The sequence below is a fragment of the Aridibaculum aurantiacum genome (assembly GCF_017355875.1).
Lineage (GTDB): Bacteria > Bacteroidota > Bacteroidia > Chitinophagales > Chitinophagaceae > Segetibacter > Segetibacter aurantiacus.
In genome coordinates this window covers 2,364,312-2,386,637 of the sequence record NZ_JAFEWC010000001.1, presented here as the reverse complement: position 1 = coordinate 2,386,637, position 22,326 = coordinate 2,364,312, and the positions used below count along the sequence as shown (strand labels likewise).

At 40.8% G+C, this 22,326-nt stretch carries 17 protein-coding genes; 11 read left to right on the top strand and 6 right to left on the bottom strand.

Translation table 11 applies throughout. The features are described 5' to 3' along the window. Positions 1 to 309: 309 nt before the first annotated feature. Positions 310 to 2,952, top strand: coding sequence for a DNA gyrase subunit A (gene gyrA / locus J4N22_RS09985; RefSeq protein ID WP_207493853.1), 2,643 nt, complete (start codon positions 310 to 312; stop codon positions 2,950 to 2,952). A gap of 13 nt (positions 2,953 to 2,965) precedes the next feature. Then, the gene (locus tag J4N22_RS09980) at positions 2,966 to 4,261 is read left to right on the top strand and encodes a hypothetical protein (RefSeq protein ID WP_207493852.1); all 1,296 of its coding nucleotides are present in this window, start codon (positions 2,966 to 2,968) and stop codon (positions 4,259 to 4,261) included. 75 nt (positions 4,262 to 4,336) lie between these two features. On the opposite strand, the gene J4N22_RS09975 is transcribed toward J4N22_RS09980, so the two are convergent. From J4N22_RS09975 to serA, 3 genes are all read right to left on the bottom strand, one after another. Beyond that, the gene (locus J4N22_RS09975; RefSeq protein ID WP_207493851.1) at positions 4,337 to 5,182 is read right to left on the bottom strand and encodes an alpha/beta hydrolase family protein; all 846 of its coding nucleotides are present in this window, start codon (positions 5,180 to 5,182) and stop codon (positions 4,337 to 4,339) included. A 17-nt stretch (positions 5,183 to 5,199) separates the two neighbouring features. Further along, positions 5,200 to 6,519, bottom strand: coding sequence for an NAD(P)/FAD-dependent oxidoreductase (locus tag J4N22_RS09970; protein ID WP_207493850.1), 1,320 nt, complete (start codon positions 6,517 to 6,519; stop codon positions 5,200 to 5,202). Positions 6,520 to 6,893: 374 nt separating this feature from the next. Beyond that, on the bottom strand, positions 6,894 to 8,129 hold the full coding sequence (gene serA, locus J4N22_RS09965; RefSeq protein WP_207493849.1) for a phosphoglycerate dehydrogenase: 1,236 nt from the start codon (positions 8,127 to 8,129) through the stop codon (positions 6,894 to 6,896). Positions 8,130 to 8,283: 154 nt separating this feature from the next. On the opposite strand from serA, the gene J4N22_RS09960 reads away from it, so the two are divergent. From J4N22_RS09960 to J4N22_RS09935, 6 genes are all read left to right on the top strand, one after another. Beyond that, entirely contained in the window at positions 8,284 to 8,715 is a 432-nt protein-coding gene (locus J4N22_RS09960) for a response regulator (RefSeq protein ID WP_207493848.1), read from the top strand. A gap of 378 nt (positions 8,716 to 9,093) precedes the next feature. Further along, the gene (locus J4N22_RS09955) at positions 9,094 to 10,083 is read left to right on the top strand and encodes a serine hydrolase domain-containing protein (protein WP_242692117.1); all 990 of its coding nucleotides are present in this window, start codon (positions 9,094 to 9,096) and stop codon (positions 10,081 to 10,083) included. Between the two features lie 72 nt (positions 10,084 to 10,155). Then, positions 10,156 to 11,646 carry an NAD(P)H-hydrate dehydratase gene (locus J4N22_RS09950; protein WP_207493846.1) on the top strand — a complete coding sequence of 497 codons (1,491 nt, stop codon included), beginning with the start codon at positions 10,156 to 10,158 and terminating at the stop codon, positions 11,644 to 11,646. Between the two features lie 168 nt (positions 11,647 to 11,814). Beyond that, the gene (locus J4N22_RS09945; RefSeq protein WP_207493845.1) at positions 11,815 to 12,045 is read left to right on the top strand and encodes a hypothetical protein; all 231 of its coding nucleotides are present in this window, start codon (positions 11,815 to 11,817) and stop codon (positions 12,043 to 12,045) included. Positions 12,046 to 12,259: 214 nt separating this feature from the next. Next, on the top strand, positions 12,260 to 14,668 hold the full coding sequence (locus J4N22_RS09940) for a sodium-translocating pyrophosphatase (protein ID WP_207493844.1): 2,409 nt from the start codon (positions 12,260 to 12,262) through the stop codon (positions 14,666 to 14,668). A 201-nt stretch (positions 14,669 to 14,869) separates the two neighbouring features. Next, positions 14,870 to 15,922, top strand: coding sequence for a T9SS type A sorting domain-containing protein (locus J4N22_RS09935; protein ID WP_207493843.1), 1,053 nt, complete (start codon positions 14,870 to 14,872; stop codon positions 15,920 to 15,922). 101 nt (positions 15,923 to 16,023) lie between these two features. Here J4N22_RS09935 and rimO read toward each other — a convergent pair whose 3' ends face one another. Further along, positions 16,024 to 17,331 carry a 30S ribosomal protein S12 methylthiotransferase RimO gene (gene rimO / locus J4N22_RS09930; protein ID WP_207493842.1) on the bottom strand — a complete coding sequence of 436 codons (1,308 nt, stop codon included), beginning with the start codon at positions 17,329 to 17,331 and terminating at the stop codon, positions 16,024 to 16,026. A gap of 116 nt (positions 17,332 to 17,447) precedes the next feature. Between rimO and J4N22_RS09925 the strand changes: the two genes are divergently transcribed. The 3 genes from J4N22_RS09925 to J4N22_RS09915 all read left to right on the top strand — a co-directional run bounded on the left by J4N22_RS09925 (position 17,448) and on the right by J4N22_RS09915 (position 18,837). Further along, entirely contained in the window at positions 17,448 to 17,921 is a 474-nt protein-coding gene (locus J4N22_RS09925; protein ID WP_207493841.1) for a hypothetical protein, read from the top strand. Positions 17,922 to 18,047: 126 nt separating this feature from the next. Beyond that, positions 18,048 to 18,518 (top strand): hypothetical protein, encoded by a 471-nt coding sequence (locus J4N22_RS09920; protein ID WP_207493840.1) that lies wholly within the window; start codon positions 18,048 to 18,050, stop codon positions 18,516 to 18,518. 64 nt (positions 18,519 to 18,582) lie between these two features. Then, on the top strand, positions 18,583 to 18,837 hold the full coding sequence (locus J4N22_RS09915) for a hypothetical protein (protein WP_207493839.1): 255 nt from the start codon (positions 18,583 to 18,585) through the stop codon (positions 18,835 to 18,837). Between the two features lie 5 nt (positions 18,838 to 18,842). Here J4N22_RS09915 and J4N22_RS09910 read toward each other — a convergent pair whose 3' ends face one another. Next, positions 18,843 to 19,718: an SDR family oxidoreductase gene (locus J4N22_RS09910; protein ID WP_207493838.1), complete on the bottom strand. Its 876-nt coding sequence runs from the start codon at positions 19,716 to 19,718 to the stop codon at positions 18,843 to 18,845. Between the two features lie 61 nt (positions 19,719 to 19,779). Beyond that, positions 19,780 to 21,903, bottom strand: coding sequence for a prolyl oligopeptidase family serine peptidase (locus J4N22_RS09905; RefSeq protein WP_207493837.1), 2,124 nt, complete (start codon positions 21,901 to 21,903; stop codon positions 19,780 to 19,782). Between the last annotated feature and the right edge of the window lie 423 nt (positions 21,904 to 22,326).

Here is a 22,326-nt window from a genome sequence, read left to right as displayed (position 1 = left end):
CTATTCTTTGTCCCAATGCACGATAACTCATTGTTGATCATTCTTCTTTGTTGCGTGAAACTCCAACAGCCTGTTCGGACAATTTTATATCAGCAAATTTCGCTCTACAGCATGATCATTATCCTGATTTTTCAATGAAGAAGCCGCCACTTTTGATGCATAGAAATTTACCAGAACATTTGGTATAACCGCTATAAAATCAGACGTTTCACAGCCTGAAATGTGCGGCAAAGGGTGTACATTTGCCCACCTTCTTTATAGTAGGTATTCACTGGAAATTTCAACCCAAAGAGGTTACTAAAAAAGTACATGGAAGAGAATATAAAACCACTTGAGACAAACGACAACGATCGGATCATCCAGGTAAATATTGAAGAACAAATGAAAACCGCCTACATCGACTATTCAATGTCGGTGATTGTAGGCAGGGCTTTACCTGATGCCCGTGATGGCTTCAAACCTGTACACCGCAGGGTTTTGTACGCCATGAACGAACTCGGAAACTTCAGTAACAGGGCTTATAAAAAATCAGCACGTATAGTAGGTGAGGTAATGGGTAAATACCATCCACACGGAGACTCATCAATTTACGATACGCTGGTGCGTATGGCGCAGGATTGGACGATGCGCTACACCATGGTGGACGGCCAGGGAAACTTTGGTAACCAGGATGGTGATCCACCGGCGGCGATGCGTTATACCGAGGTGCGCCTGCATCGCATTGCCGAAAGCATGCTCGATGATATTGAAAAAGAAACTGTTGATTTTCAGCTAAACTTTGATGATAGCCTGCAGGAGCCTGTGGTGCTGCCCACACGTATACCACAATTATTGGTTAACGGAAGTAGTGGTATTGCGGTTGGTATGGCTACCAATATGCTGCCTCACAACTTAAGTGAAGTAGTAGATGGTTGTGTGGCTTACATTGATAATAAAGAGATTACGATAGAAGAGTTGATGGTGCATGTTAAAGCACCGGATTTCCCTACTGGCGGTATCATCTACGGTATGGAAGGCGTGAAGCAGGGAATGATGACCGGCCGCGGAAGGGTAGTGGTACGTGGAAAATGCCATGTAGATACCAAAGCCAGCGGACGTGAGCAGATCGTGATCACTGAGGTACCTTACCAGGTAAACCGTGACGCGCTTACTGATAAGATCGGTCAGCTAGTGAATGATAAAACCATTGAAGGAATTGCCCACGTAAACAACGAAAGTAACAAGCGCGAAGGCACCCGTATCGTGGTAGATCTTCGCCGCGATGCTGTTGCCAACGTGATCATCAACCAGTTATACAAGTTTACTGAACTACAGACCAGCTACGGTATCAACAATGTGGCACTTACGAAAGGTCGTCCTAAAACGATGAACCTGAAAGAACTCATCGTTGAGTTCGTTGACTTCAGGATGGATGTGGTCATCCGCCGTACTCAGTACGAGCTGAGAAAGGCGCAGGAAAGAGCACATATTTTACAAGGTTATCTCATTGCTCTTGATCATCTTGATGAGGTGATAAGACTTATCAGGGCATCTGCTACACCTGACCAGGCAAGGGAAAGCTTGATGAATGCTGGTTGGGGAATTGATGAAATTCAAGCTAAAGCTATCCTGGAACTGCGACTGCAGAGACTGACAGGCATGGAGCGTGAAAAGATCAAAGAAGAATATGATAGCCTGATGCAATTGATAGCTCGTTTACAGGAATTATTAGGTAGTGAAGCGCTGCGTTATGACCTTATAAAGACTGAACTGCAAGAGGTAAAAGATAAGTTTGGAGATAAGAGAAGAAGTGAAATTTCATTCTTATCAAATGAGATGAGAATTGAAGATCTCATTGAGGAAGAGGATGTTGTGATCACTATCTCACATTTAGGATACATTAAAAGAACATCTTCTGACGAGTACCGCCAGCAAAAAAGAGGTGGCCGTGGCTCCATTGGAAGCCGCACCCGTGAAGAGGACTTTGTTGAACATCTTTTTGTAGCATCTACCCACCATACGCTCATGTTCTTCACCGAAAAAGGACGTTGTTTCTGGATGAAGGTGTACGAGATACCGGAAGGGGATAAGACCAGTAAAGGGCGTGCTATTCAAAACCTGATGCAATTGCCGCAGGATGATAAGGTGCGTGCTATCATCGACATTAAAGATCTATCTGATAAGGAATACATAAATAACCACTATATCCTGCTTTGCACTAAACGTGGTATCATCAAAAAGACACTGTTAGAAGAATTCAGCCGTCCACGTGCAAATGGTGTAAATGCCATCAACATCATGGAAGGCGATCAACTGATAGAAGCGCGCCTGACTGATGGTAAATGTGAAGTGATGATGGCGGTTAAAAGCGGTAGAGCCATCCGTTTTCCTGAAGAAAAGGTACGTCCTACAGGTCGTGGTGCGATCGGAGTTTTCGGTATAGAAGTAGAAGACGAAAAGGATGAAGTAATTGGTATGATTTGTGTCCATCAGGACGACACCAGCAAAACCATCTTAGTAGTTAGTGAAAAAGGTTTTGGAAAGCGTACAGCAGTTGATGAATACCGGATCACCAATCGTGGTGGTAAAGGTGTTAAAACCATAAGTGTTACAGACAAAACAGGTAGCTTGGTAGGAATTTTGGACGTAAGCGGCAAAGAAGACCTGGTAATAACTTGTAAGTCTGGAATAACTATCAGAACAAGTATAGCTGATATACGTGAAGCAGGTAGAGCTACCCAAGGAGTAAAACTGATACGTATTGATGAAAAAGATGAAATAGCAGCTATTTCCAAAATACAAGAACAGGAAGAAGCAATTGTGCTTACTGAAACTTCCATAGATGCCGAGAACGAAGCACTTGACAAAATAGAAGGAGCTGCGGCAGCCGAAGGAGAAATAGTAGGTAATGCTGATGAAGCTGCTGATAATCAAGAAGATAATACAGAAGAAAACAATTCAGAAAATCTATAAAACACACTCTAATATGAAAAAAATAACGCTTGCCGTTGCACTGTTATTTTTTGCTTTTACAGGCTTAGTAGCACAGGATCTGAAGAAAGCGAAGACTGCAGTAACCCTAAGTCAGTTACCAGGTGCTGCTCCTGAAAAATTGGAAGATGCAAAGACTGAAGTAGATAAACTTGTAGCTGATCCCAAAGGTCAATCTAATGCAGAAGCATGGATGCTAAAGACTCAGGTTTATGGAATGCTAGCTGGTAACGAAGCAATGAGGGCCAAATATCCTAATGCAAGTAAAGAAGCATTCACTGCATTGAACCGTTACCTTGAATTGGATCCTGAAAACAAGAAGCTTGCAGAAGCTGGTTTTGTAGGATTGAATGACATCTACCGTTCATTCTTTGACGAAGGTGTAAAAAATTACAATTCTAAAACATGGGACCAAGCTTTTGAAAATTTCCGTCACCTTGCTGATGTAAGTGACCTGATGATCAAAAGGAAGTGGACAAACACCCAGTTTGATACAACGGCTTACTTGTTTGCAGGTATCGCTGCACAAAATGCAAAGAAAGAAGACCAGGCAATCAGGTACTATAAGGAATTGGCTGACAGAAAAGTGAAAGGACAAGATTATGAGCATATCTATGTTTTCCTTCCTAACTATTTTTCTGCTCAAAAGCAAGACGCTGATTTCAACAAATACCTGGCGATAAGTAAAGAAATGTATCCTGAAAAGCCATATTGGGCTGACCTGGAATTCGAATACAAAACCGGAACATTATCTCTGGAAGATGTAGCTAAACAATTCGATACAGAACTAGCTAACAACAGCCTTAGCGCACAGCAACTATTCGATTACGGTAACTTTTTTGTGAGCGATAAAAAGATTCGTGACCTGAATGATGCTGACAAAATTAAATACCTGCAAAAGTCAATAGAGGCTTTCACTAAGTCTGCAGAAAAAGATAGCACCAATGCACTAGCTATTTATAATGTTGGAGTTACCACTTATTCTTTGTGGGAAGATGCAGCTGACAAAGCACGTAACATAAAAGGTACAACAGCCGATATCAAAGCAAAAAGAGCACAAGCTGATAAACATGCTGATGCCGCTGCTGATAAGAGCATCGACTGGTTGGAGAGATCTTACCGTGTACTGAATGCTAAAGAAAACAAAGACAGGATAGAAACCAATAGCCAGAAAACATCTGCTAAATTCCTTGCTTCTTTATATGAATATAAAAGAGAGCGTTCAAAAGGTAATGATGCAGCTTACGACAAGTTCGATAAGAAATTGAAGTTCTACGATACAAAGTATTAATAGAAGAGAAAGCCGCTGATTAAGCGGCTTTTCTTTCATAAAGGCTACTTAACATAATATTAATTATAGGAAAAATCACTTCAAGAAACTGATGCTTGCATTGACCACTTGCTTCATTGCTTCAGGCAAATCATCATTTGCAGCCGGGTGACTACGACCAAAAACATGATCCGTATCTATTTCTAAAAATTTAGCTGTTGGCTGCCAGTGCTTCAACATTTTTCCGGCTTCAATTGGTACAGCTTCATCAGCTGTACCATGAATTAGTAAAACTGGAATATTAAGCGACACGATTGCTTGTTGAATATTTAGCCTGAGCTTATTCATTTCATAATCTTTGTACAGCTGGTAATGCAGCGGCATTTGTTGACCGGTTCGGCTATTAGGGTAATATTCCAATTCATTTTCTTTCCAGGCTTCTAAACGTTCGTCAGGCCATTTTCCCCATGGAGTTTTACATTCTATCACGGACGCCCAGGTTACAAGTTTTTTTACGCGGCTGTCTTCGGCTGCTTTTAAAATGGTAACTCCGCCGCCACGGCTATGGCCAATCAAATATATCGCTCCAGTATTGGCTTCATTAGTAGGAATTTCATTGGTTTCCTGCACCCAATCAATGACCATCTTCAGGTCGTTCAGTTCTTTAGTGTAATTGTTTTGGCTAAACGCCTCCAGGTCTTCAAAATCTTCCGGCTTATCAATGGTAGTCCCGTTATGGGAAAAGTTGAATTTTACAAACACAAATCCAGCCTCTGCAAATTGTTTTGCTACAACATCAAAATTTCCCCAGTCTTTAAAGCCATTGAAACCATGTGCGTAGATGATTATTGGTTTAGCTGTTTGATCAGGCACTAAAAAGACATCCGTTAACATAACCCGGCCAGCAGAACCAAATACATGGAGGTTCTTTTTTATTATCATAAACTACGTGCGTTGTTTTACCGGGCTGTTTCCAAAGTATGTTTCTGCTGGGGTTCTTCTTGTTCTGTCTTTTTACGCGGACGACAAAACTCATTAAATATCAACCTGAGGCTTTGGTCGTAAGTAATGTAATTGTACACCCAGTTAATGAAGACAACCAACCTGTTTTTTACCCCCAGTATAAGCACCAGGTGAAGACCCATCCAGATAAGCCACGCAAAGAACCCACCGAAATGAAGTTTAGGTCGCGGAATGTCAACAACAGCCAGGTTGCGGCCGACCGTTGCCATACTACCTTTATCATGGTATTCAAATTCCTTCAGGTTCTTTGAGCTTTTCATTTCTTCCCACCTGAGGTTGTTAGCAAGGTTTTTCGCTTGATTGATGGCAACATTCGCTACCTGTGGATGACCTGTTGGATATTTAGGCGTTTCCATATAAGCGACGTCACCCAAAGCATATATATTTTCTGTGCCTAAAACTTTATTGAAGCGGTCTACTTTTATTCGGTTGCCGCGAACTACTAAACTTGGATCAATGCCTTTAGGCACGTTTCCACGTACACCCGCTGCCCAAATCACTGTAGATGTTTCTATTGTATCACCCGTACTAAGTATGGCGGTGTCTCCATCATAATCTTTAAGAATGGTGTTTGTTCTTACAATGACGCCCAGTCTTTCCAAATATCGCTGCGACTGTTCACTTGATTTCTCGCTCATTGGACCCAGCGTTTTCGGACCGCCTTCCAGCAAGAAAATATTCATATCTGCGAAATCAATTTCCGGGTAGTCGCGTGGCAGCACATATTTTCTCATTTCTGCAATGGCACCTGCCATCTCCACTCCTGTTGGACCACCGCCAACAACCACTATATTCATTAGCCGCTTTCTCTCCAGCGGGTCTGTCGATTTTACTACATCTTCAAAATTCTGGAGCAACTTATGGCGTATCTGTAATGCCTCCACCGTAGACTTCATACCATAAGCATTGTCAATCAACTTTTGGTTTCCAAACCAGTTGGTATCAGCTCCGGAAGCAATCACTACTCTATCATATTCAAATTCTCCAATATTTGTTACAACTACCTGCTCATGGGTTTTTATTTCTTCAACCTTGGCCATCCGTATGCGCACATTCTTACTTCTTTGAAATGCTTTACGCAGGGGGAAAGAAATGTTACTGGCATCAAGTCCTGCCGTAGCCACCTGGTAAAACAATGGCTGAAATTGGTGGTAGTTGAATTTTTCCAGTAATAGAACTTCGAATCCTGGTTTGTTGTTGAGGCTCCTTGCTAGTTTGAGGCCGGCAAAACCAGCTCCTATAATTACAATTTTCATCTGTCTACTATTAATGTGTCATGCACAAATGTGTGCATGTGGTTGTAAGAATATGGTAAAGATGCAAAGGCCTTGCCACTACATTTGGCAGTAGTAGGTATTGTTATGCCGGTTTATTTAGCTGAATACAAAAGCTTTATGAAGATAAAAAGCTTCATGTAAACGAATACGAGGAAAATAAAATATCAATGGCAGAGAAGACGGTGAGAATTGGTAGACTGAGCCGAATCTAATTGTTGAAAAACTAGATCACGAAAAAGCTCAGGTATAAAGAAGTTATACTACGGGTACCAATAGTATGTGCAAATGTTAGTACCAGTAGTTTAAGATAAAATTGAAGTAGGCTGCTGTGGTCCTCGTCGCAGCCAATCTTTCTAATAAAGCAACCTGACTTTGATGGTCTCTTTTACATCCTTCAAAAGTTGATTTGCATGGGCAGACAGCTTCTTATCTACATCCAGCACAACGTAGCCAATCTCATCATTTGTCTTTAGGTATTGCCCAACGATATTGATGTTGTTTTTTGAAAGCGTTGTATTGATTTCGCCAAGTACACCCGGAACGTTATTATGAATATGTAAAATGCGGTGAGCACCTTCCTGTGGTGGCAAACTAAGTACAGGTACAGTATGCGAGCCATTTGTAATACCTTTTTCCAAGAAATGAAACATTTTATTACTTACATCTTCTCCAATATTTTGCTGCGCTTCTTCAGTGCTTCCACCAATATGAGGAGTAAGTAAAACATTTGACAGTCCCTGGAGCGGGCTTTCAAACCTGTCGCCATTTTTTTCAGGCTCTACAGGAAAAACATCCACTGCAGCTCCGCCTACCTGTCCTTCTTCTATAGCTTTACGAAGCGCATCAAGATCTATAACTCCTCCCCTTGCATAGTTGATAATAATGGTGCCTTTTTTCACGCGCTTCAGAATGTTCTTATTGATAAGATGATTGGTAGTTACATTTTCAGGTACATGCAGTGAGATGATATCAGCCTGCGAAACGAGGTCTTTCAACGATTTTTGATCTACAGCATTTCCAAGCGGCATCTTTGTTTCTACATCATAAAAGATAACCTTCATACCAAGTGATTCTGCCATCACGCTTAACTGGCTTCCTATATTTCCATACCCAACAATACCTATCGTTTTCCCCCTCAATTCAAAGGAGCCTTTTGCTTCTTTCAGCCAAATTCCTTCATGGGCTGCTTTATTCTTATCTGGTATTCGTCTTATCAGCATTATAGCCGCACCAATTACTAATTCGGCCACACTTCGTGTATTGCTGTAAGGTGCATTGAAAACTGCTACACCATGTTTGGTTGCAGCTTTCAGATCTACCTGGTTTACACCAATACAAAAGCATCCTACTGCCTGTAGTTTTTTTGCGGCATCCAGTACTCTTTCAGTGATGCGTGTTTTACTTCTTATACCTATTAAGTGAACATCCTTAATTGCTTTCACCAGTTCATCTTCGCTTAATGCTCCGGAAAGCCTTTTTACATTGGTATAGCCATTGTTTGTAAATACTTCTGCTGCTTTATCACTTATATTTTCAAGAAGCAAAATGTTGATCTTCTCTTTCGGATAGCTTGTTGTGGAGTTGTTCATTTATAAAGCAGTTTGGAAACCGGGCGAAAGTATGAATTAAATTAAAAGCTAGTTGCGCCGAAAGATTCCAAAGGTTATCTTTGCTGCATCCATTACTATCTTCCCTGAGAGAATTTTCTTTTCCAAGTTTTAGATATCTATACACAGAAAAACCATGGAAACCCCCTTTCGAATCCTTATTGCAGATGATGATGCTGATGACATTCAACTAACAAAGGAATGTTTTGTAGAGAATGAATTTCCTATTGATGTAAATGATGTACAGGATGGGCAACTGCTATTGGAGCACCTGAAAAAACTTGTTCTTCAGCACGAAAGAGATCAACTGCCACAGTTGATTTTACTCGACCTTAATATGCCTCGCAAAACCGGCCTTGAAGCATTAAGAGAATTGAAAGCCGACACTCAACTCTGTCGTATACCTGTTATAATTTTTTCTACATCTAAAGCCCAACGAGATATAGACAAGGCTTATGAATTGGGTGCAAGTTGTTTTGTAAACAAACCCAACACACTGGAAGAATGGTGTGATAAAATGGGGAAGCTTGGTAAGTTCTGGATAGATTGCGTGAAAGTGGCGGTTTAACAACAACGACTTGAAGATTTGTTTTGATAGTCTTTTTTAATTTATTCTGATCACCGTTTCTGCTTCTTTATTACCGGCCATTACAAGTAGAAGTATTTCATTTTCTTGATGTGGAAAACTTCGTTTCATTTTCATGGCATAGAAAATGATTCCACAGAGGAAGTTTCTACAATGTTAACCTGCATGATTCCAATAATTTCAGCCGAAAATAAAATTGATTTGAAGTATCCTATATATATATTGATTGCTGCTTTACTTTTTGGCTGCAAACAGAAGAACGAAAAAAACGCGCAGAGAAACCAACCCCATCAAACGGTTGCTTTATATAACAAACTATCAGACGAGCAAAAGGCTAAATACTCCGAATCTGTACAACGCATGTATGATTCCCTCCTACTAAAAAGAGGCTTCAATGGAGGAATAATAGTGGCAAAGAATGGCCAGGTTTTACTGGAAGATTATAGAGGCTACTTCAACCTGGTAACCAAGGATACAATAACACCCAATACACCTTTTCACGTAGCATCTGTTTCGAAGACATTTACAGGTATGGCTATAATGAAACTGTGGGAAGAGAATAGATTGAAACTAGACGATTCACTTCAGGTTTTTTTTCCTGACTTTCCATATAAAGGCATCACAGTACAGATGTTGCTGAACCATAGAAGTGGCTTGCCAAACTACGCTTACCTGATGCCTAAAGAGCCGCATTGGAAGAAGAATTTTGCAACCAATCATGATATGCTTCGTTTCCTGGTAGAAAAGAAGCCGCAGCCGTACAATAAGCCTGATCGCGGATTTCAATACTGCAATACGAATTATGCATTACTGGCACTGGTGGTAGAAAAAGTAACAGGTCAGCCTTTTCCTGAGTATATGAAGAACAATGTTTTTACTCCGCTTGGCATGCAAAACACTTTTGTATTCTCTATAAAAGATACGGCAGATTATGTACCTAGTTTCAATTGGGATAATTCGCCTGCACGCATAGAAAGTATGGACTGCATCTATGGTGATAAAAATGTTTACACTACTCCGCGTGACCTGTTGCTATGGGATGATGCTCTTTACTCCAACAAATTTGTAACGGAAGCTACACTTGATGAGGCCATACAACCTACAAGCTTTGAAAAACCAGGTTCTCACAATTATGGTATGGGATGGCGTTTGGTACTAATGCCCAACAACAAAAAGATCGTTTACCACAATGGTTGGTGGCATGGCAACAACAGTAGCTTTACGCGCATGATTCACGATACCGTTACCATCATCATTGTTGGAAATAAATTCAACCGCGCAATTTATAGTGGGCAAAAGTTTGGCGCAATCTTCAACAACCAGGCGGATGATGAGAACATGGTGGAATAAGTGAATTATACTTTTCTGCTTAACTCATTTAAGATGTAGTGCCGGGTTATCTTTATCCAATAACTGAGGCCAATGAAGATATTTTCAGCCAATCAAATCAGGGAATGGGAACAGTACACTATAGACAATGAACCCATCAGCTCCTGGGCTTTGATGGAACGCGCATCCTTGCAATGTACCAACTGGATTATCCAGCATGCACCTACAGATCAACCAATTAAGATCTTTTGTGGTAAAGGCAACAATGGCGGCGATGGCCTTGCTATAGCAGCACAGTTGGCAGAGCGAAAATTGCAAGCTGAAGTATATATCCTTGAATTTGGAACTGTTGGAACAGCAGATTTCCAAAACAACCTTCGCAGGTTACACGCGTTGCCTGTAAAGCTTCACTTCATACAGGAGCCCAGTTTTTTCCCGGAGATATCAAATAATGATTTGGTTATAGATGCATTGTACGGCTCAGGCCTTAACAGGCCTTTGCAGGATCTTTCAGCACAGTTGGTGCAACACATCAATTCTTCCGGCGCACGGGTTGTTTCTATTGATCTGCCAAGTGGAATGTTTGCAGACTATTCTACCATACCCCACCCTGTTATAGTTGCTGATTATACACTCACTTTCCAGGTGCCAAAGCTTTGTTTTCTATTGCCAGAAAATGAGCAGTTTTTCGGCGAGCTTCATGTGTTGCCTATTGGTCTGCATCCGGCATTTTTTAAGAATGAAGAAGCGCATTATCACCTTGTAGAGCCTGCTTTCATAAAAGAAATATATAAGCCACGCAAACGTTTTTCGCATAAAGGCACCTACGGGCATTGCCTTGTAATAGCGGGTGAAACAGGAAAAATGGGCGCTGCATTATTAACCACTAAAGCATGCTTACGTGCGGGTGCAGGTTTGGTAACTGCTTTACTGGATGAACAACATCTTCCTATTATGCAGGTGGCAGTGCCTGAGGCAATGGTGGCAATGCGAAATGAAATGGTTGATTTTTCTAAGTACAATAGTATCTGCATAGGACCGGGTTTGGGTACATCAGCTAAAGCTGTTAAACTGGTAGAGTTACTTTTAGAAAAAGCCACTACTCCACTTGTTCTGGATGCAGATGCATTGAACATATTGGCGCAGCGAAACGATCTCTTACAATCACTTCCTCAACAGTCTATACTTACGCCACATCCAAAAGAATTTGAACGCCTTTTCGGAAAATGTTCAAATGATTATGAACGTTTAGTATTGGCTAAAAAGAAGGCGGAAGAGTTAGGCGTGATCATCATTTTGAAAGGACATAGAACGGCCATTGCGCAAGCTGATCAACCAATAATTTTCAATAGTACAGGTAACCCCGGGATGGCTACTGGCGGCAGTGGTGATGTATTAACAGGTATCATCACTGCACTTTTAGCACAAGGCTATACACCGGCGAATGCAGCTGTTTTAGGAGTTTATCTTCATGGTTTGTCAGGTGATCTAGCAGCAAAGCAATTATCAGAAGAAGCGCTTATAGCAGGTGATATAGTAAGGTTCTTAGGTGAAGCTTATAAAAAGATAAGATCGCTTTCTTAGTTGAAAGAAAAAGAGTCAGTGCTACAGTAATTCTACTTTTCCTAAATAAGAACTATTCTAAAGTGATCGCACCTGCAATTTTAATCTTCATCAGCAGGCGGAGTACAGGCAAAAGTTGTTAACTTCATTATGTACCATAATTCTTTACACCTCTGGTAAATGTAGAATATGATTGTAAACAAGCCTGCCTATCAAACTTTGGAACAGCCCACCATTCAACAAGGGCATCATGATGAAGTAAAAGCGATCAGCAAGCTTGTTCATCTAAAATTTAGCAGGCTTATCAAACGTGAAAAAAATCCATTGAAGAAGCTCGTGCTTACCATGAAGCGTTATGCAGAATTAAAGAAGGTAAAAGCGCAGGTTACTTCCTCCGACAACCTATACTCCATCTATTGATCCCTCTTCTAGTATCGCTATCCTTCATTTAGAAATAGTAATAAAAGTTGCTGTTTTGTAAGTAGCACTTCCTCAACATATTGCTTTACAAAAAACAACTCTCTTTTCTCTTATAAGTTTCTTTTCCCCGTTTTATAAGAAAGTGTTAATGTGTTTGTTTTACACCTATTTTTGGCCACATTAAAACATACAAGAGAAAAAACGAGAATTGCTTATGAACTATTTGATTTATGCCGTTCCGGCAATGGGTATCATAGGGCTTCTATACACCCTGGTGAAGTTTAAATGGGTAAGTAAACAGGAAGCAGGTACGGAGAGGATGAAGGAAATCGCTCATTATATACAAGAAGGTGCAATGGCCTTCTTACGTGCTGAATATAAGATCCTCACTTATTTTGTTGTTATTGCTGGTTTATTGTTGGGTGTTATGGGTTATAGCAATCCAAGCAGCCACTGGAGTATTTCCATATCATTTGTGGCAGGCGCTGTTTTTAGTGCTTTAGCAGGATATATCGGTATGCGCATCGCAACAAAAGCGAATGCTCGTACAGCACATTCTGCACGTACCAGTTTAAGCAAAGCTTTGGCTGTTTCATTTACCGGAGGTTCTGTAATGGGTCTTGGAGTAGCTGGCTTAGCAGTACTTGGTCTTGGTGGTTTATTCATCCTTCTAAAAGCAATATTTGCTCCTGAGAGTGGCGTGAATAGTTTAGAAATGGAACGTACTATCGAGGTGCTAACCGGTTTTTCATTAGGTGCAGAAAGTATTGCATTGTTTGCACGTGTGGGTGGTGGTATTTATACAAAAGCTGCCGACGTAGGCGCTGACCTGGTAGGTAAAGTAGAAGCAGGTATTCCTGAAGATGATCCGCGTAACCCGGCAACCATTGCGGATAACGTAGGGGATAATGTGGGTGACGTTGCAGGTATGGGTGCTGACCTTTTCGGTTCTTATGTTGCAACAGTTCTTGCTACCATGGTACTGGGACGTGAGACTATCATTCCTAATGGTTCTTTGAATGAGTTTGGTGATATGGCTCCAATCCTGCTGCCGATGATGATAGCAGGTGTAGGAATTTTATTTTCTATAGTAGGAACCTGGTTTGTTCGCATTAGCGATAAAGTAGGCGTAGGTACTGAAGCTGTACAGCGCGCTTTGAATATGGGTAACTGGGGTTCTATAGTACTTACCGCTATTGCTGCTTATTTCCTTACTGTATGGATTTTACCTGATACCATGATCCTGCGCGACTATACTTTCTCTCCTATGGCTGTTTTTGGTGCCATTGTAGTAGGATTGGTAGTAGGTACGCTTATGAGCATCATTACCGAATACTATACAGCAATGGGTAAACGCCCGGTAAAAAGTATCATCCGCCAATCGGCAACAGGACATGCTACCAACGTGATTGGTGGTTTGGCTGTGGGTATGGAAAGTACCTTTTTGCCAATACTTGTTTTGGCTGGTGGTATCTACGGAAGCTACCAATTTGCTGGTTTATATGGAGTAGCTATTGCTGCTGCTGGTATGATGGCTACTACAGCTATGCAGCTGGCTATTGATGCTTTTGGACCAATTGCCGACAACGCTGGTGGTATAGCTGAAATGAGTGAGCTACCTAAAGATGTGCGTGAGAAAACAGATATTCTTGATGCTGTTGGTAATACTACTGCTGCTACTGGTAAAGGATTTGCCATTGCTTCTGCAGCCCTTACTGCATTGGCTTTATTCGCTGCCTTCGTAGGTATCTCTGGAATTTCGGGTATTGATATTTATAAAGCAGATGTTCTTGCATGTCTTTTTGTTGGTGGAATGATACCATTCATTTTCTCATCTCTTGCTATACGCGCTGTTGGTGAAGCAGCTATGGCAATGGTTGAAGAAGTGCGTCGCCAGTTCCGTACTATACCTGGAATAATGGAAGGTACAGGCAAGCCGGAATATGATAAATGTGTGGCTATATCTACTGAAGCATCTATTAAAAAGATGATGTTACCTGGTGCTATTACCATTGTTTCTCCACTGATCATCGGTTTCATTTTTGGCCCTGAAGCACTGGGTGGTTTCCTTGCAGGAGCAACGGTTAGTGGTGTACTGATGGGTATGTTCCAGAACAATGCAGGAGGCGCATGGGATAATGCTAAGAAGAGTTTTGAAAGCGGTGTAGAGATCAATGGCGAAATGTTTTACAAGAAATCAGATCCACACAAAGCATCTGTAACAGGTGATACTGTTGGTGATCCATTCAAAGACACATCAGGACCATCTATGAACATCCTTATCAAATTGATGTCTATTGTTTCACTGGTTATTGCACCTACACTGGCTTCAATACATGGTACACGTACTTCTGCGGAAGAAAGACATTCAAGCAAAGTAGAAGTGATCATTGATAAGAAATCAGATGCAGCTCATATAGAAATAAATAAAGGAGCTGATGATTTAATTGCTGCCATAAAAAAAGATGGATTGGTGACAGGTGATAATGTGAAAGTGGAATGGAATGATGGTAAGCTTTTCATCAATGATGTAAATCAACCAGGTGATGTAATTGAGAGATACCAGCAGTACCTGCAAACAATGGATAAACTAAAGCTATCTGTTGAGTTGGATAAGAACTAAATTTCTATCATTTCAAAATGATAAATGACTGCCTCAAACGGCGGTCATTTTTTTTATTAACCATAATCAGCTGGGATTGTGAGAATTATCATTTTCAAATTTCTATAAATGGACAATTTGCAGGTGAAGCTTTCGTTCTTATGAAGCGTAAGCAACAAACATATCATCCACGTTGTGCGATTGATATATAAACCACCAACTATGAGATCTTTTATCATTCTGGCATTGCTTGTAAGTACAAACTGCTTTGCATGGAATAAAGCAAAAGAAGAAAACGCATTTGGCAGTCGTAGTTACAATTCAGTTGTTCCATCCGACTCTAGTTTCTGTAATTGCATCAAGCCACTTTTTAATTACCTGCTTGCAAGTTCCCGGTTGAATATTTCGTCAGCAGATAATATCACTGTGCAATCGTTGGTGAATGATGCTGTACAGGCAGGATATATGATCAATAGTTCTCAATGCCCACATCTTGCTTCCAATCTTAATGGTCTGTTTTACACGCTCACACCACAGTATGTATCGTATGCAGGAATGATAGTAGCACCAACAGGTGCAGCATATCGTGCTAAATTGGGTAATTGTACAATCAGCTTCCGGTCAACCGCAGGACCATTTGAACACAAGCTTAGTTACTTCCAGCCAAAAGACTGTAGCAACGCAAATAAAGTAGAATATGCGGCTTCACCCGTTCCAACCGAATGCCTGAGATATACTATACAACATACGCCTGACCAGGCCGGGCTTAGTTGGTTTGTACATTATAATGATTGTGCAGGTGCATTGCAGGTAAAATGGCTGCAACCAACAGATCCATCCTTTTCATTCTGTGCCACAAGAATACACCAGGTGCAGGACGCAGATACGCTGAAGCTGGTGCACGCTTCCTCCATTTATTCTCTTTCTTCGGCCACTTCACCAACATGCGTTTTAGATGCAGCGATTTATTACAGGCAGACCATTGCAGTGCTTGAATTAGAAGGTTGTGATACCTCAACTGTTCTCAGGCAAAAGAACTTTATGGTTAAAGCTTTTCCGAATCCAACAGGAGACGAATTTGTTCTTTCTGTTCAATCAACAAGCACTGAACCACTACATGTAAAAGTGATGGATCTATCAGGCAGAATGGTAGAAACAACAAAAGCTGGGGCTGGTAAAAATATTTACCTGGGAAGAGCTTATAAACCTGGTGTTTATTTTATAGAAGCTAAACAAGGCAAAGACAGGAAGCTGGTAAAAGTTGTAAAGAACTGATAGCTGGGTTGATCAGCAGATAATAAAATTAAAAAGCCGGTATTGCCTAAGCAGTACCGGCTTTTATTTATAAGTATTTGTAACTGGTCAAAATGGATGTTTTAAACCACCTCTCCTTCCAGGTCGTAATCATATGCTTTGGTGATCTTCACGTTTACAAACTCTCCAATGCGTAACCTTTTGTTAGTATTGATGACTACTTCATTATCTACTTCTACACTATCAAATTCAGTTCTCGCAAGGTATCGTCCGGCCTCTCTTTTGTCAACAATCACTTTGAAAACCTTACCAACCTTCTCCTGGTTTTTCTCAAGGCTTATCTCCTGCTGTACTTCCATGATCTCTTGTGCACGTGCTTCTTTCTCTTCATCAGAAAGAGTATCTGCAAATTCATAAGCAGATGTATTCTCTTCGTGGCTATAAGTAAATACACCTACCCTATCAAAACGATGTTCTTGTAAAAATTCTTTTACTTCGTTCACGTCATCCTGCGTCTCGCCAGGAAAGCCAGTAATCAGTGTAGTTCGTAAACAAATGCCAGGAACCGTTTCTCTTATTTTATGAATAAGATCAGTCATTTCTTCACGCGTTATCTGGCGCTTCATGGCTTTCAGCATATGATTACTTGCGTGCTGAAGCGGCATGTCTAAGTAGTTACAGATATTGCTGCGCTCCTTCATCACATCCAAAATCTCCATTGGAAACTTACTTGGATAAGCATAGTGCAAACGGATCCATTCCAAACCTTTTACATCGGCCAGTGCATGTAGCAATCTTGGTAGTTCACGCTTTTTATAGATATCAAGCCCGTAGTAGGTTAACTCTTGCGCTATAACCATTATTTCTTTTACACCGCGTCTTACCAAACCTTCGGCTTCAGCTACCAGTTGCTCTATCGGCTTACTGATATGTTGCCCGCGCATCAGTGGAATGGCACAAAACGAACAGGTACGATTACATCCTTCACTAATCTTCAGGTAAGCATAGTGCGATGGTGTGCTTAATAATCTTTCGCCTACAAGCTCTGCTTTATAATCAGCTTCCAGCGTTTTTAAGATCCGGGGCATTTCCATGGTTCCGAAGAATGCATCTACTTCAGGGATTTCTTCTTCCAGGTTGTTTTTGTAGCGCTCACTCAGGCAGCCTGTAACATAAACTTTGTCAAGCTTGCCGCGGCGCTTCAATTCCACCTGGTCAAGAATGGTATTGATACTTTCTGCTTTTGCTTTATCAATGAAACCACAAGTGTTCACAATAACTATATTATGATCACGCTTCGCGCTTTCGTGAACCACGTCAAAATCATTGGCAAGCAGCTGGCCACTTAGCACTTCACTATCTACCATATTCTTGCTGCAACCAAGCGTAATGATGTTTACTTTATCCTTCTTGAGCGTACGTGTTTTCATAAAGAGCGGCAAAGGTAATAACATCTATTCCGCCTCCCCAATTTTAACCTTTCGTTTCTGCAATTCACACGAACCTTTGGTGCTATACATAACCGCAAAAACTAATTATTCTTCTTATGAAAAAATATCTTGCTGTTATTGCACTTCTTTTTAGCGGTGCATGTTATGCTCAACAAGAGGGTGGTTCTCAATATAATTCAGCAGTAGGTTTGAAAGTATCTGCAGGTGTCGCAGTTAGTTATAAAACCTTTGTAACAGGTACAAATGCACTGGAAGCTCAAGCAATGTATTTTAACGAAGGTGTAAGACTTGCAGCCCTTTACCAATTTCATTTCTTTCAATTTGATGGTGTACCGGGCCTTGCATGGTATGTGGGACCAGGCGCGCATATTGGCTTCTGGCGCAAGAGTGCTCAGGTGGCTTATAATTCGAGGATAGATTTAGGCATTGATGGTGTCCTAGGTTTGGATTATAAAATACCAAAAGTGCCATTAAACATTAGCCTAGATTGGCAACCGGGCTTTAGTGTGCTGGGTGCAGGACTTCAACCGCAATTTGGTGGTATTGGCCTGCGGTATATCCTTAAGTAGTTTGCTGGAAGAGAAACTACTCAAGCACCTGTTGTGGCTTTATTTAGGAAGTATATTTTGAATGTTGTTAAACTATGGCTTTCTCATCTGGTCTGAGCCAGACATTTTAAAAATTAATAACATTCTATGAAAGCCATTACTCTTGCAGTGTCAGGCCTATGCCTGGTTCTGATGCATTCTGTGTCATTTGCACAAACGAAGCATCCATTCAAAAACATTCCCGTTACAGATGTTTCGGGAACTTTTACAAATGCAACAATTACCATTACAGACTTTGTAGTAAAAGATAACCAGTTGCACGTAGCCTCTACACTGCAAGGTTATCTTCAAGGCCAACCGGTTTCTATTCCTTCTTATGAAAAGGTAAATGTCGTTTCGGCTACATGCGAACAACTTTTATTAGAAATAGGTGCTGAAACAGTGGTACTATCTGGTAATGATTTCAACATAGGCACATTGATGGTTACCTTGAATAAAAAGCACAACGACCAACAGTTGAATAATACATTGTGCTCAATTGCTCATTTGCAAAATACTAATGCATCCTTACATGTGCTGGCAGCTAAGTTGAAGCAGCTGATACGCGGGCTGGTATAGGTATAATTCTTTTATAACTGCCGGTAGCATTATTATCGGCAGTTATAACTTCTAATTATATCTTATGTGCAGTTTCAACATTTCCCTTTCAAGTTCTCCTTCGGTTTTGATAGGAAGAGCGCGCCAACAGATACAAAGGCATGGTGGCACTTTTAATGGTGACGATACACAAGGTGAGATCATGATCAAATCTCCTATGGGTACAGTTGCAGGTTCTTACCATGTGATAGGAAATGAATTGCAGATGCGTATAACTAAGAAACCATTTCTTGTTTCATGTAGTAGAATAGAAAAGGAGCTTCGAAAGGTTCTTGGATAATACTACTAATTATGAAACGTTAGTCTCACTCCTTCTTCAAAACTTACAGGTTGGTAATTAAGTTCAGTAATCGCTTTATCTATTTTTAGTCCTGAACGCTTCGCTCGTTTTACAGGCTCAGGAAAAGTATCAGCAGTAACTTTCTCAATAAGGCTTTCATCAAGTTTAAGAACACGTGCAGTAGCAATAGCCATATCATAAGGCGATAGAACATCTTTGCCTGCAAGATGAAATATGCCAGTAGCAGGTTTATCTATCATGGTGCTGATCCCTTTGCAGATATCACCTACATAGGTTGGTGTACGTAGTTGGTCACTTACTACTTTTATCTTTTTGCCTTGCTCCAGGTTTTGTTTTACCCATTGCACAAAACTTCCTCGCAGCCCGTCCCATGCAGCACCATAAATAAATACCGGCCTTACTATGCTATACATCTTACTATTAGCCACCACCTGTTGTTCAGCTTCCAGTTTACTTCGTCCATAATAATTGAGAGGCCCGGTTTCATCCTCTTCTGCATGTGGCCCATTTTCTCCAAAAACAAAATCAGTTGAAGTAAAAATGAAATGTCCTTGTGTATGTGTAGCCAGGTTCTTTGTGGCTGTAACATTCACCTCCCAGCATTGTTGGCGGTGGTTTTCACATCCATCTGGTTTGCTCATAGCCGCCGTATGTATCACTACACCGGGTGCATGCTTTTGCAAATATGTTTTTACAGCACCTTCATTGGTGATATCTAGTTCTGCATATTCAACATCTATTGCGCCGAGCCTGCTGCTTCCTTTGCCTGTTGCTAATACTTTATCGCCTTTATCTATAAAATGCCTGCACAGGTGCTGCCCCAGAAAACCGTTGGCGCCTGTTATCATAATCTTCTTCATAGCGTAAAAATAAAACAGCCACTTGGATACAAGTGGCTGCATGAAATGTTTGTGTATGTACTTATTTAGGTTCTGAGTATTTCATCCCCAGGTTATGCATTACAAAGCTCCAGATATCTGTAGCCTCTTCTATTTGTTTACTGGTTGGTTTACCTGCACCATGTCCTGCTTTAGTTTCTATGCGGATAAGCGCAGGGTTTGCACCACGATGAGCTTCCTGCAATCTAGCAGCAAATTTAAAACTATGAGCAGGTACTACCCTATCATCGTGATCAGCAGTTGTTACCAATGTTGCAGGATATTGTACACCTTCACGCAGGTTGTGTAGCGGAGAGTAACCATACAGGTTCTTGAAATGCGTTTCACTGCTGTCTGCATTTCCATATTCTACTGCCCAAGCCCAACCAATGGTAAAGCGATGGTAGCGTAGCATATCCATAACACCTACCTGCGGAATGGCTACTTTGAAAAGTTCAGGGCGTTGTGTCATGGCGGCGCCTACCAGCAAACCTCCATTACTACCACCACGTATAGCTATCTTACCCGGGTTGGTATACTTGCTATTTACCAGGTGTTCGGCTGCGCCAATAAAATCATTAAAAACGTTTTGCTTATTCAATAGCATACCTGCTTTGTGCCATTCTTCACCGTATTCGTTACCACCTCTTAGTGTTACTACAGCATATACACCACCTTGTTCCATGAAGAAAAGATTAGAGACACTGAAACCAGGAGTAACTGGTACATTGAAGCCTCCGTATCCATACAACATCACAGGGTTGTTACCATCAAGTGTGATGCTTTTTTTGTGTGTAACAAACATTGGCACCTTAGCACCATCCTTACTTGTAAAGAACAATTGTTTCGTCACATAATCTTCAGGATTGAAATTCACTTCTGCTTTCTTATATAATGTTGATGCACCGGTAGTGATATCGTACCTGAAAATTGAAGGTGGATATGCAAAAGATGAGAAGCTGTAGAAGAATTCTTTATCAGATTTTTCGCCACCAAAACCACCTGCTGTACCAATGCCAGGAAGTTTTATCTCTCTAACCATTTTGCCATCATAAGCATATTGATACACTTTGGTGGAAGCATCTTTTAAATAGCTGGCGTAAAGGAAGCCTCCGCCTGTTCCCAATCCTTGCAAAACTTCTTTTTGCTCAGGAATAACCGTCTTCCAGTTTGCCTTAGCAGGATTTTTTGGATCTACCAATACTACTTTATAATTAGGAGCACCATCATTGGTTTGCAGCAGTAACTTATCACCCACATTGTCAACTACAGATGGTTCTGTGGAAAATCCTTCTACCAGCAAGCTAAATTCTTTTTGACCAGCTTTCAGATCTTTTACCCAAAGTTGCCTGCCACTGGTTCCTTGCGTAGTACCTACTATCAAGAACCTGTCGTCATCGGTAGTGCTAGCAAATACATTGCGTAGCGGGTGATCCTTGTCTTCATACACCAGTTCATCCTGCGATTGTGGTGTACCTACTTTGTGATAATACACTTTGTGAAATTCATTCTTCCCGCTTAGTTTGCTCTTCTCATCTGGCTCCGGGTAACGGCTATAATAAAAACCCTCATCACCCTTCCATGCTATACCTGAAAACTTTACAAACTGCAGAACTTCGGGTAAGGCTTTTTTGGTTTCTGCATCCAGTATATGTATCTGCTGCCAATCACTTCCGCTTTGCGCCACAGTGTAGGCTGTGTATTTATTATTCTTCGAAAAAGCAAGTCCGCCTAATGCCGCTGTACCATCAGATGATAGTTTATTAGGATCCAGGAAAACTTCAGGGTTTCCATTGAGCCCAACCTGGCGGTAAACGATGCTTTGATTTTGTAAACCATCATTTTTACTAAAGTAGTAGTACTTGCCTTTTTTATAGGGTGCACCATACTTTGGATAGTTCCATAATTTTTCCAATCGTGCTTTTACATTATCCCTATATGGAATGGAAGCAAGATATTCATTGGTAACGCGGTTTTGTTCTTCCACCCATTGCTTCGTCTGGGCGCTGTTGTCGTCTTCCAACCAACGATAAGGATCCGCTACTGTGGTTCCAAAATAAACATCGGATTGGTCAACCTTGCGGGTTTCCGGGTATTTAATTTGGGCTGAGGTTGATGTGGCCATAGTGATACAGGTAATGCCTAATAGGGTGAGATTTTTTTTCATTGGCTTTATTTTACTAGGCGGTAAAATACTTAATGATTTCATCTAAGAAAATCTTTTGTAAAAGAAGCCATCATAGAAGAATGCTAAATCAGTGAAGTGCTCTTCACCATGTGTCACACCATCAACCAATATTTTTGGTTTTAGAAAAAGTGACCTTTCTCAAGTATTCTGAAACTGAATACTGTTTATGGTCTGATTTTTATGCCGATTTATGTTCCACTTTTGCCAAACTTCAGTACAGGATGCATAGTTTGCATAACTGTTATTGATGAAAATGCTAACCTGAAACTTTTCTAATGTTCTGTATATCAACATTTCAGTATACATCTTTCATTAATACTAGCTTTGCGGGCAAATCCTTACTTTTGAACAGTTGTGTAAGATGTACACATAAGAATAAAACTTGTGTACTTACTAACCTAA